The organism is Luteibacter sp., from assembly GCF_051958795.1.
In the GTDB taxonomy this organism is placed as follows: domain Bacteria; phylum Pseudomonadota; class Gammaproteobacteria; order Xanthomonadales; family Rhodanobacteraceae; genus Luteibacter.
The window spans coordinates 1-10,203 of sequence record NZ_JBQCFT010000230.1 but is presented as its reverse complement, the minus strand read 5'-3'; the positions used below and the strand labels follow the sequence as shown (position 1 = coordinate 10,203).

The 10,203-nt window shown below is 67.4% G+C and carries 10 protein-coding genes; 6 read left to right on the top strand and 4 right to left on the bottom strand.

Annotation, left to right across the window (positions count from 1 at the left end; all coding sequences use genetic code 11):
- Nucleotides 1-551: 551 nt before the first annotated feature.
- The 3 genes from ACTHLF_RS11580 to ACTHLF_RS11570 are packed head-to-tail and all read left to right on the top strand — an operon-like array spanning nt 552 to nt 2,676.
- Entirely contained in the window at nt 552-869 is a 318-nt protein-coding gene (locus ACTHLF_RS11580; RefSeq protein WP_440327493.1) for a hypothetical protein, read from the top strand.
- Nucleotides 866-2,413 carry a PepSY-associated TM helix domain-containing protein gene (locus ACTHLF_RS11575; RefSeq protein WP_440327492.1) on the top strand — a complete coding sequence of 516 codons (1,548 nt, stop codon included), beginning with the start codon at nt 866-868 and terminating at the stop codon, nt 2,411-2,413. The genes ACTHLF_RS11580 and ACTHLF_RS11575 overlap by 4 nt, the downstream gene beginning before the upstream one ends.
- A complete protein-coding gene (locus ACTHLF_RS11570) occupies nt 2,410-2,676 on the top strand; it encodes a DUF3325 domain-containing protein (protein WP_440327491.1) in 267 nt (88 codons plus the stop codon). The genes ACTHLF_RS11575 and ACTHLF_RS11570 overlap by 4 nt, the downstream gene beginning before the upstream one ends.
- Here ACTHLF_RS11570 and ACTHLF_RS11565 read toward each other — a convergent pair.
- The 3 genes from ACTHLF_RS11565 to ACTHLF_RS11555 form a co-directional block, all read right to left on the bottom strand.
- A complete protein-coding gene (locus tag ACTHLF_RS11565) occupies nt 2,657-3,688 on the bottom strand; it encodes an alpha/beta hydrolase (RefSeq protein ID WP_440327490.1) in 1,032 nt (343 codons plus the stop codon). The genes ACTHLF_RS11570 and ACTHLF_RS11565 overlap by 20 nt on opposite strands.
- 57 nt (nt 3,689-3,745) lie before the next feature.
- Nucleotides 3,746-4,405 carry a M24 family metallopeptidase gene (locus tag ACTHLF_RS11560; protein WP_440327489.1) on the bottom strand — a complete coding sequence of 220 codons (660 nt, stop codon included), beginning with the start codon at nt 4,403-4,405 and terminating at the stop codon, nt 3,746-3,748.
- A 68-nt stretch (nt 4,406-4,473) separates the two neighbouring features.
- Entirely contained in the window at nt 4,474-5,514 is a 1,041-nt protein-coding gene (locus tag ACTHLF_RS11555; RefSeq protein WP_440327494.1) for a CDP-glycerol glycerophosphotransferase family protein, read from the bottom strand.
- Nucleotides 5,515-5,594: 80 nt separating this feature from the next.
- On the opposite strand from ACTHLF_RS11555, the gene ACTHLF_RS11550 reads away from it, so the two are divergent.
- The gene (locus ACTHLF_RS11550; protein WP_440327488.1) at nt 5,595-6,362 is read left to right on the top strand and encodes a glycosyltransferase family 2 protein; all 768 of its coding nucleotides are present in this window, start codon (nt 5,595-5,597) and stop codon (nt 6,360-6,362) included.
- 99 nt (nt 6,363-6,461) lie between these two features.
- Here the strand turns inward: ACTHLF_RS11550 and ACTHLF_RS11545 are convergent, their stop codons facing one another.
- Nucleotides 6,462-7,529, bottom strand: coding sequence for an NAD(P)H-dependent flavin oxidoreductase (locus ACTHLF_RS11545; RefSeq protein ID WP_440327487.1), 1,068 nt, complete (start codon nt 7,527-7,529; stop codon nt 6,462-6,464).
- Nucleotides 7,530-7,701: 172 nt separating this feature from the next.
- Here ACTHLF_RS11545 and ACTHLF_RS11540 point away from each other — a divergent pair, with 172 nt between their 5' ends.
- Nucleotides 7,702-9,447 (top strand): FAD-binding oxidoreductase, encoded by a 1,746-nt coding sequence (locus tag ACTHLF_RS11540; protein ID WP_440327486.1) that lies wholly within the window; start codon nt 7,702-7,704, stop codon nt 9,445-9,447.
- A gap of 148 nt (nt 9,448-9,595) precedes the next feature.
- On the top strand, nt 9,596-10,203 hold a 608-nt coding region (locus tag ACTHLF_RS11535; RefSeq protein ID WP_440327485.1), incomplete at its 3' end, for a TonB-dependent receptor plug domain-containing protein.

The following is a 10,203-nucleotide window of genomic DNA, read 5'->3' as shown; positions in this document are numbered from 1 at the left end:
GTCCTTCGCCACCCCGCCACCCCACCCCCGCCGACTTCACACCAAACCCCCCCTCCGCCCCCCCGCCGGGTTTCTGTTTTCATCGTGTGGTGGCGCCGGTGTGGGCGTTTTGCCCGCCCCCCCCGCTCCCACAATGGGTTTCGTCAGTTCAAGCAAACAGGGATCTCAATCGGGGCCCGTCAGCCGATATGGAACACTTCCACGGATTCGCATGACGGACAACGGTAGCTCCGGAGATTGCCCGACCCATAGGAGGAGTCCCCGTCGAACGACCCCTGGGCCACCATTTCGACGTGCTTCCCCTCCTTCGCGCAATCGCTGCAGAGCACCGGGCCGTCCGGTAGTGATGGATAGGTTTGCGCCATGACAGGCCTCCGATGGATGACGGGGGAAAAGGTGTAGAGCGTTGCGCCGCCATCGTCCGTTAGTGCGCCGGATTGCGCTTGCCGAAGGTGATGCCGAGTTGGACTTCCGCGTTGTGCCGGGCACGCCGACTCGTATTTGCGAATGAATCTCATTAATATAGCGGCCGCCCGTTCCCGAGAGAGTCCATGCCGCGTCCTACCTCCACCGGCGCGCCCGGCGCACGCCTTGCCCACGCCCTGGACGTCGCGTCCCGCACGATCCTTGCGGCCGTCGGCGGCTACGTGGCCGCCGCGCTCACCGCGGCCGGCTTCGCCCGGTGGCTCCCGATACCCCGGGTCGAGGCGGTGATGACCGGCATGCTCGTGTCGTTTGCCGTCTACGCGGTGGTGGCGATCTTCGCGTTCGCGGTGGCCCGGGCCGCGCGGGTCTGGTTCTGGACCAGCGCCTACTGCGTGCCGCTGGGCGTGGCGCTCTATCTCTCCATGCACGGGGCCGGCGCATGAACGGGGGCATCCGCCAGTCGATGGCCTGGCTGCACACCTGGGTCGGCCTGCTGCTGGGCTGGCTGCTGTTCCTGGTCTTCGTGACCGGCACGGCCGCGTATTTCCAGGATGAGATCACCCGCTGGATGCAGCCCGAGGTGCGCGGCCAGCACAACATCGACGCCGGTGCCGAGGGCGCCGTGGCCTATATGCAGAAGCACGCGGCCAACGCGGAACAGTGGTCGATCGAGCTGCCGGGTGAACGCGCGGTCGCGACCACGGCATTCTGGAAGGAGAAAGGCGAGACGTTCGCGCAGTGGCGCGACCATGCGTTCCTCGTCGACGGCCACGGCCAGAAGGTGGATGCGCGTGACACGCTGGGCGGCTGGCGGCTGTACCGCATGCACTTCGACCTGTACTACCTGCCGGTGCTCTGGGCACGCTGGCTCGTGGGCCTGGCGGCGATGTTCATGCTGGTGGCGATCATCAGCGGCGTCATCACCCACAAGAAGATCTTCGCGGATTTCTTCACGCTGCGCTTCGGCAAGGGCCAGCGCTCGTGGCTCGACGGCCACAACCTCACCGCCGTCCTCGCGCTGCCCTTCCATTTCATGATCACGTACACCGGCCTCGTCACGCTGGCCGCGCAGTACATGCCGTGGGGCGTGTCCGCCGCATACGAGAACCGGGCCGCTTACTACGCGGATGCGTTCGGCGCCGACGAGGCGCCGAAGCGTTCGGGCAGCAACGCCACCATGGCGCCGATCGCGGGCATGCTGAAGCAGGCGCGTGAAACCTGGCATGGCGCGGAGCCCGGTTACATCTTCGTGCCGATCCCCGGCGACGCGCATGGCGTCGTGAAGATCATCCGTTCCACCGGTGCCGGCATGGCCACGCGCGGTGAAACGCTGACCTTCGATGCGGCGACCGGCGTGATGCACGCCCGGCCGCCTGCGCCGGGCGCCGCGCGCGAGACCGAAAGCGTGATGATCGGTCTGCATGCCGGCCGCTACGCGCCCGTGCTGTTGCGCTGGTTCTACTTCCTGTGTGGCCTGGCCGGCACCGCCATGGTCGCCACCGGCCTCGTGCTGTGGACCTCCAAACGGCGCATGCAGCTGCCCGATCCGGAGCGGCCGTACTTCGGCTTCCGCCTGGTCGAACGCATGAATATCGCGACCATCGCCGGCCTGCCCTTCGGCATCGCGTGCTATTTCATGGCCAACCGGCTGCTGCCCATGGATGTGGTGCAGCGCCCGAACTGGGAAGCGAACTGGCTGTTCATCGGCTGGGGCGTGCTCTGCGTGGTCGCGATCGTGCGCCCGGTGAAGCGGGCATGGGTCGAGACCCTGTCGGTCGCCGCGGCGGGCTTCCTCGCGGTACCGGTGGTCGACATGATGACGACCGATCGCGGGCTGTTCGTCAGCCTGTGGCGTGGCGACATGGTGTTCGCGAGCTTCGACCTGATGATGCTCGCGCTCGCTGGCCTGCTCGGCTTCTGCGCGTGGAAGCTGCACAACCGCAAGGACGTCGTGCGCGTGCGCCGGAAGAAGGAGGCCGTCGCATGATGCTGCTGTGCCTGCTCACCGCGTTGCTGGGCTTTGCGGCGCTCAGCATGGGCATGTCGCGGCACCAGCGCGATGTGCTCGGCAAGGTCTTGCCGGCCGCCACGACGCGTAGCGTGAAGCTCGCCGGCTGGCTGTTGCTCGCCGCCTCATGGGCCGCCGCCATCGCCAGCGATGGCGCCGCGCTCGGTTCCGTGTACTGGCTCGGCGCGCTGACCTTCGGCGCGCTGGTCGTGGCCTTGTCGGTTACCCGCCTGTCGCGTTGAACGCCGGGCGCGTGCCCGGCAGCGCCCACAGGATCCCGCGCGTGATGATCGTGGGGAACACCGTGAGGTGATCCTCGCCCGGCACGGTCATCAGGTTCACATGCAGGCCCGGGTAATGCTTCGCCTGCAGCTCCGCGACGAAGCGGCGGTTGTCACCGACCATGTCGACGCCTGTGTTGAAGCGGCGGTCGGCCTTGTCCTTGCTGAGTGTTTCGAACCCGCCCAGGATCACCAGGACGTTCGCCGGGAGATCCTTCCGGTTCGCCAGCGCCTCGTGCATGCGGGTGAACTCGACGCCGTGATCGAACTGCAGCGACGGGCTGCCGAGGATGTAGTGGCTGAACATGCCCGGGTCGTGCAGCAGGATCTCGTAGCCGAGCAGGCCGCCGTAGGAATGGCCCACGTAGATCGCGCGTGACATGTCCGCGCGGTAGTTCGCTGCGATGACCGGGAATACGTCGTCCCGGATGGATTCACGATACGCGGCGGCTTCGCCATGCAGTACCGGACGGCCCGGCATGTCGGACGTAAGGCCGCTCGGGCCGTGGTTTGTCGGTGTGTAATCGCGGCGACGGCTGTACACCGGGGTATCGCCCACCGCGTACGAAAGGCCGACGAGGATGAAGTCCTCGGTACCGTCACCGTGGTCGCCGAGGCGGCGGGCGATGCTCCGGATCAACGGGAAGCCGTAGTTCGCATCCGTGACGAACATCACCGGGTACTTGCGCTCCGGGTGCTGCGCGTAGTCCTGCGGCAGGCTGACGAAGAGCTGGTAGTCCCGGTTGAGCTTCGGTGCGTGGATCGTGCGGACTTCGGTGTCGTCGAGCACGTAACGCTGCACGGCTTGTACCGGTACACCGGTGACCGTGGAAGCAGAGACCGGTACGGGCGCCACCTCAACATGTGGCGTGGTCGTCGTGGCCGACTTCGGTGCTTCGGCCTCGGGCGCCTTCGAACAGGCTACCGTGAATACGCAAGCCGCGAGCGCGGCAACCCATGTGCGACGGACCATCCGATGTCGTTCCCTATGCCTGGCGAACGCGCATTGACGCACGGATGGCCGCGCGAGTCACGCCACCAGCAGGTCTTCGTAGAACGCGCCGATCGGCAGCGTGGGATGCGCGATCTGGATCTCCAGGATCCACAGGCCCGGGACGGGTTCGGCATCGAAGTCGCCCAGGTTGCCGGCCTTGTGCACGGCATGCGGGTAGTCGCCGACGCGGTGGCCTTTGGTGGCGTGGTTCAAGCGCCAGCCGAGCGATTCGGCTTCCGCGCTGACGTAGTCGTACAACGCCACACCCGTCACGCCTTCGCGCCAGCGCGCCTCGCCGCGGCGGAACAGCTCACGCGCCGCTGCAGCGCACGAGTGCATCACACTGTCATCGCCCACCACGAAGGTATCGCCGACGTCACCTTCATGGCCTTCGAACACCGGCCCCAGGTCGACGAAGAAAATGTCGTTATCGGCAAGCACGGTATCCGGCGCCGAACGCTGGCGGAATGTCTTCAGCGTGTTCGCACCGAAGCGGATGATGCTCGGATGCCAGATGCGCTGCATACCCGCGGCATGCAGGCGCTCACCGGCCATGGCGATGGCTTCGGGTTCGGTCATGCCGGGGGTGATGTGGGCAGCGATGTCGCGGAGCGCGGCCCAGGAGCGCTCACGGGCTTCCTGCATGCGCTCGTTGGAGAATCTGGCGCCGGTGGCCTGGGCGGTGGGACTGGACATAAAGGGCTCCTGAGCTCGCCGGTACTCTACTCCAGCTATGGAAATCACGACGCGCCTCGCGCGTTCGATCACGCGCCGTCGGGCAGCAGCCCCGGCAAATCCCGCCCAGCCTTGAACCGCCGAACCAGATTCCACGGCTTCCGCCCCAGCTTCCCAAACTCACCGCGCCTGAAAGCGGCCACCGCATCCAGCACGCGCTCGCTCGCATGCCCATCATGCGAAGGATGGATGTTGTCGGCGTGCGCCTTGATCGCCGCCATCAGTTCCGGCGGATGCGTCAATGCAAGATCGATCGCCGCATCGACATCGTCAGGTGTCGGCACATCCAGCATGAAAGGGTGCGGCACGCGGTTCGCGATGGTGACCACCGGCTTATTCATCACGGCGAACTCATGGATCACCGATGAGGTGTCGCAGACGAGCACGTCGGCGGCGCGTTCCAGTTCGATCAACTTATCGGACGTGTAGAAGCGCGCGTTTTCCGCTTCGAGCCCGCGATATGCGGCGACCAGTTCCTCGCCGCATTTCGGATGCAGGGTCAACAGCCACTGCCGGTCGCCACGGGCGATCATCCGGCGCACCGGCTCCACCATCGCCGGTGCCGCGCTCAGGCGGTGGCTGAAGGTAGATGCGTACATCACGACGGGCCGGCCATCGCGTGGCAGGATCGAGGGATCGGGCGTCGGCGGTGGCTGGATGAACAGCGGATCGAGCTTGGGCCAGCCGGTTTCGCGGACGGCGAAGTAGCGATGTTCCTTCGCCAGCGCTTCGAACGGCTGCGTCGTCGCCGGCCCCTGGGTCACGTAGAGGTCGAAGAAGCCGCGTATGGCGAAGTGCCCGCGGCCGGGCTCGCGCTTCTCCGCGTTGAATCCGTGGAAGACCTGGACCTTGATGCCGGGCAAGCGCGGGGAGACCCAGTTGGCGGCGCAATACACCGCCTCGGGCTGCAGCGCTTTCGCGGCCTTCAGGCTGGTGATGCGTTGTTCGCCTGGCGCCAGCTGCGCAGCCACGGAGTCCGGGACGATCCAGCCGACCTGCTGCCCGCGCGCCTGCGCGGCAGCGGCCAGCGGGCGCAGGATCGGCAGGGCATATTCCTCGGTGGCGAACATCAGGCACGCGGCCACGGCAAACCTCGGTCGGGGGCAACGTGGCATTATGGCGCGTCAGCCCCTTTCCTTCCCGTGCTTTCATGACCCGGCGGCCCATTTCCCTCTGCGTGATCACCCAGAACGAGGCCGACCGCATCCGGGATTGCCTGGCGAGCGCCAGCTTCTGCGATGACCTGGTCGTGGTGGATGGCGGCTCGATTGACGACACTCAGGCGATCGCCCGCGAGATGGGCGCGCGCGTGTTCGAGCGCAAGTTCGACGGGTTCCGCAGCCAGAAGGCCTTTGCCGTGGCGCAGGCGAAGCACGAGTGGGTGCTCTGCCTGGACGCCGATGAGCGCGTCGGTGACGAACTGCGCGCGGCGATCGAGAAGGCCTTCGATGCCGGCTTCGCCGGTGCGGCCGGCTACCGCTTCTACCGCCGCAATGATTTCTTCGGCCGCTTCATGCAGCACGGCAACGCCGGTGCGGACAAGGTGCTGCGCCTGTTCGACCGCCGCCAGGGCGGCTGGCGGGGACCGCGCGAGATCCATGAATCGGTGAGCGTCGATGGCGACGTGAAGATGCTCGGCGGCTACCTCGACCACTACCCGTACCGCTCGCTCTCCGAGCTGATGGCCAAGCAGGAGCGCTACGCGCACATGATGGCCACCGAGGAATTCGCCGCGGGCAAACGCGCGACGCTCACCCAGATCATCGTGAGCCCGATGTGGCGGTTCTTCCGCGGCTACGTGCTACGCGCCGGTTTCCTCGATGGCTGGCGGGGCATCGTGTATGCGCTGCTGCGGGTGGAATACGTGCGGCGGAAATACGTGAAGCTGTACCTGCTGCAGCACGGGCAGAAGCCGTAACGTTCGTCGTAGGAGCCCACCCTGTGGGCGACAGCTTTCGCGATAACGCTGAAGACCCTGTGGCGGATTCGCGAACGGCGTCGCCCACAGGGTGGGCTCCTACAAGAGCTTTGCAGCTTCGTCGGCGATGCGGCGGGTGGTGGCTTCGGCGCTGCCTTCCCTTGCGAGGGCGCCGGCCTGGCCGCTCCAGAGCGGCTGGAAGTCGCCGTGGCCGAGCTTTTCCGTCGCCGCGCGCATGGGCGCCAGGGCGCCGCCGGCCAGCGGGAAGGGCAGCGCATCGGGCGAGAGCGGTCCGACCTCACGCATGATCCGGTTGATCACCCCGCGTGCGGGGCGGCCGGTGAGCACGTTGGTGACGGCGGTATTGTCGTCGCGGGCCTGCTTCACGGCGGCCTTGTGCACCGGCACGCTCAACGATTCATCCGAGAGCAGGTAGGCCGTACCGATCTGGACGGCGGAGGCGCCCAGGATCAGCGCCGCTCCCATGCCGCGCCCATCGGCGATGGCGCCTGCGGCAATCACGGGGACCGGCAACGCGTCCGCCATCTGCGGGACCAGCGCGAACAGGCCGGGCTGGCTCGCCATGTCATCGGTGAGGAAGTTGCCGCGGTGGCCGCCGGCTTCGTTGCCCTGGGCGATCACCGCGTCGACGCCCCGGTCGGCGAGCCAGCGGCCTTCGGCCACGGTCGTGGCGGCGGCGATGATCTTCGCGCCGGTGGCGCGGACCCGTTCGAGCAGCTCGTGGGCCGGCAGCCCGAAATGGAAGCTCACCACCTCCGGCTTCAGCGACTCGACCATGCGGCACATGGCGTCATCGAATGGCGCGCGACCACCGGCGGCCGTGAGGCTGGCCGGGTCGACGCCGAACTCGGCGAAGTAAGGCGCCAGCCGCCCCAGCCAGCGCCGCTGGTCGTCGTTGCTCGGCGTCCGCGGCTGGTGGGCGAAGAAGTTCAGGTTGATCGGCGCCGCCACGGCGCCGCGGAACACCGCGACCTCCTCGGTCGCCTTCTCCACGCTGATCGACGCACACGGGATCGAACCCAGCCCGCCCGCCTTCGCCACCGCGATGGCGAGTGCCGACCCGCCGGAGCCCGCCATGGGGGCGAGCAGGAGGGGCGTGTCGATACGGAACAGGTCGAGCAGGCGGCGGTCGGTCCAGGTGGACATGAGGGGGAAGCTCCCGGGGACGGAGGAAGCGCCCATGATGCGCCCGTCGGGGCCATCCCGCTTGTCCCCACCCGCCCGCGGTTCGTCCCCGGGTTGGCCGTGTTCCTCCCCGCGGCCGCGCCAGCGCCCGCGTCACGGTGCAGGATCGGTGGCAACCCAAAGGAGAACGACCATGGACCGCCGCACCCTGCTGAAGACCGCCCTTGTCCTGCCCCTGCTGCCGCTGGCCGCGAAGGTCGACGCCTACGTCACCGGCGGCGGACGCTGGTTGAAACCGGGTGCCGCGGGCTGGCCGACCGATGCGGACTGGGACGCGCTGAACCGCCAGGTCGGTGGGCGTCTCTCCATTCCGAAGAACCCCCTGCTCGACCCAGCGACCCGCGAGGACGCCCTGGCCCACATCGGCAACCAGTTCTACGTGGGTGACCAGCCGGGCCTGACCCAGACCGGCGCTTACTACAACGCCTGGACCTCGACCCCGAGCGCCCGCGCACTCGCCGCGGAGAGCGCGCAGGACATCGCCACGGCGGTGACCTGGGCCCGCAAGCACCGGGTGCGGCTGGTGATCCGCGGTGGTGGCCACAGCTATCTTGGCGCCTCCAATGCAGCTGACTCGCTGCTGATCTGGACCCGGAAGATGAACTCGGTCCAGCTCGTGGACGGCTTCGTTCCCCAGGGAGCGAAGGCCGGCACGGCAGGTGTTCCCGCCGCACACGTCGGCGCCGGCGCCATGTGGATCGACGCCTACCACGCCGTCACGACCATGGGCGGCCGCTACATCCAGGGCGGCGGTTGCACTACGGTCGGCTGCGCCGGCTTCACCAACGGAGGCGGCTTCGGCAGCATGTCGAAGGGCTTTGGTACCGGCGCATCCAACCTGCTGGAGGCCGAGGTCGTCACGGCCGATGGGGTGATCCGCGTCGTGAACGCGTACAAGGATCCGGACCTGTTCTGGGCCCTGAAGGGTGGCGGTGGCGGCAGCTTCGGCGTGATTACCCGCCTGACGTTCCGCACGCACTATCTGCCCCAGTCTGTCGGCGTCGTCCGTGGCAAGATCCAGGCGGATAGCGACGAGGCGTTCCACGCGCTGGTGGCAAAGGTGATGGCCCACTTCCGTGACCGCCTCTGCAACCCCAACTGGGGCGAGCAGATCGAGTTCCACGGCGACCGGCGGATCGACCTGCAGATGTTTTTCCAGGGCCTCGCGGAAGACCAGGCCAGGGCGGCCTGGCAACCGTTTCTCGACTGGGTGGCTGCCAGCAAGGCGTACACCTGGACGAGTCCTTTCTGGCTGGCGACCCTGCCTGCCCGGCACCTCTGGGATATCGATTTCTTCCAGGCGCAGGGCCTGAACTACGCCGTGCCGGATAACCGGCCGGGCACCCCGGCGTATCACATGGCCTGGGCCGGCGACCAGGAGCAGGTCGGCACGTACATCTACGCCTACACCTCCGCCTGGATGCCTTCGCGCCTGCTCAAGGAGGAACACATCGGAACACTCGCCACGGCCATCGTCGAGGCGGCGCAGATCCGGGGCTTCTCGTTCCATTTCAACAAGGGCCTCTACGGCGCTTCGGAAGAGACCCTTGCCAGGGCGCGCGACACGGCCATGAACCCCGAGGTGCTCGACGCGTTCGCCCTGGTCATCATCGGCGCCGGTGGCCCCGCGGTCTTCGAAGGGCTGCCCGATGCCCACCGCGACGACGTCAAGGCGAAGCGGGAATCGGACGCCGTGCAGAAATCCTACGCCAGGCTGACCCAGGTGGCGCCTGGGGCGGGCGCCTACTTCTCGGAGAGCGATTACTTCCAGAAGGATTACCAGAAGGCCTACTGGGGCACGAACGCGCCCCGGCTGGCCTCGGTCAAGCGAAAGTACGACCCCGATGGCACGTTCGTAGTGCGCAACGGGATCGGCTGAAGGCCCGAAAGCCTTGGGGCAGGCCGGGTTGGATCAAATACCTGCGACAGGCTGTTGCTATGCAACAGCCGTGTAATGCGCGATACTTGAGACCTATTCTCATTTCCATTCGCATTACTGGGTGCCACGCCACCCTCCAGGATCCGCCATGTTCGCCTCCCGCCTGCCCCGCCGCCACCTCGCGGTCTCTGTCCGTACCGCCCTTGTCGGCGCCCTCCTCGTCTCCGCTTCGGTGCATGCCGCCGACGCTGACGTGGCCGATGCGCAGAAGAAGGCCCAGGAGAACGCCACCACGCTTTCCGGCGTGCAGGTGAGCGCCGACATGGCCGCCCCGACGGCTGCCTACGCCGGTGGCCAGGTCGCCCGCGGCGGCCGCTTCGGCGTCCTCGGCAACCAGGATGCGATGAACGTCCCGTTCGCCCTGACCAGCTACACCGACAACCTGATCCGCGCGCAGCAGTCGCGCACCCTGGGCGATGTCGTCCAGAACGATCCGGCGGTCCGCTACGGCTTCGGCTACGGCAACTACTCGCAGGTGTTCACCATCCGCGGCTTCCAGCTGGCCAGCGATGACATCAGCTTCGACGGCCTGTACGGCCTGCTGCCGCGCCAGCTGCTCGCGCCGGAACTGATCAGCCGCGTCGAAGTGTTCAAGGGCGCGAACGCGTTCCTCAACGGCATCAGCGTCAGCGGCAGCGGTATCGGCGGCGGCATCAACATCGCGCCGAAGCGCGCCGAGGTCGAGCCGATCACCCG